Origin of the sequence: Curtobacterium sp. APC 4022, from assembly GCF_030407555.1 — a bacterium.
Classification (GTDB): Bacteria; Actinomycetota; Actinomycetes; order Actinomycetales; family Microbacteriaceae; genus Curtobacterium.
Window position 1 is genome coordinate 327 of record NZ_JASDDD010000105.1, and the last position, 1,224, is coordinate 1,550.

Consider the following 1,224-nt stretch of genomic DNA (forward strand, 5'->3'; position numbering starts at 1 on the left):
GTGGGCGTCGCGGGATCCGCCCTTCACCGCGGCGTCGGCGGTCGCAATGCTCATGATGGCGTTCGCGAGGCCCGCTTCGCTCCAGCCGGCGACGTCGCGCTGGGCTCGCTGTACCTGCCACGGCGCCATGCCGAGCGCCGAGGCCGCCTGGCCGCTCGACCCGCGGAAGGAACTGACCTTCGCCATCGTGCGGATCTTGCTCGCGAACGCGGCGACGATCGGCACCGGGGCCTCGCCCGTCGCCAGGGCGTGCCGGAGCTCGACGATGGCCGGTGCGGATCGTCCGGCCAGAGCGATGTCGGCGACCTTGAACGCGTTCGTCTCGACGCGGCCGCCGTAGTACTTGTCGACGGTGCGGTCGGTGATCTCAGCAGCCTCGTCGGCGAGGAGCTGTCGGCACGCTGCGGCGAGTTCGGCCAGGTCGTCGGCGAAGGCGGCCACGAGGGTGCGCACAGCGGAAGGGGCGATCTTGCGTCGAGCAGCGCGGAACTCCGCGTTGACGAAGTCCATCCGGTCGGTGTCGCGCTTGATCTCGTCGCACTGCACCTCGATGCCGCCGCCGACCCCGCTGCGGATGGTGTCGAGGAGCTTCTTGCCCCGGACTCCCCCGCCGTGCCGGAGCACCAGTGTGACGTCGTCGGCCGGGTTCTGTAGGTAGGAGATCGTCTCGGTGATGAAGGCGTCGGTGCACTTCTCGACGTTCGTGACCCGGACGAGTCGGGGCTCACCGAACAAGGAGGGGCTCGCCAGGGTCGACAGCAGTCCGGGGGCGTACTGGTCCGCCTCGAGGTCGTGCACCTCGAGCGCCGGGTCCTCGCCGACGAGCAGGTCGCGGAGCATGCCGATCGACCGCTCCGCCAGGAACGTCTCGGCGCCGGTGACCAGGACGACCGGGGCCGGGCGGATGGCCGACCACGGGATCTGGTCGATCTTCGCTGCGGCGCGTGCGGGCTTCTTGGCGGGCATGCGGGTCCTTCCGGTGGCGCTGGGCGACGACGACGTCCGGGCCCGTGCATCGGCGACACAGTGCCGGTCGGCGTCGCACCGATCCTACGGGCGGCAGCCGACGTCCTGCCGTCGCGAGTCCTCCCGGCGGCAGCCGACGCCCCGCCCCCACGACCCATCCGAAGGGCAGCCGATGCCACCGTCGCGACCCATCGGGGGCAGCAGCCGAGTCCCCCGGCGTCGCGAGTCCTCCGGGCAGCAGCCGACGCCCCGCTGTCG

Annotated in this window: 1 protein-coding gene; it reads right to left on the bottom strand. The window is 71.9% G+C overall.

Annotated features, from left to right (window positions below):
- On the bottom strand, positions 1-966 hold a 966-nt coding region (gene holA / locus QL987_RS16855; protein ID WP_290158813.1), incomplete at its 3' end, for a DNA polymerase III subunit delta.
- Positions 967-1,224: the final 258 nt, after the last annotated feature.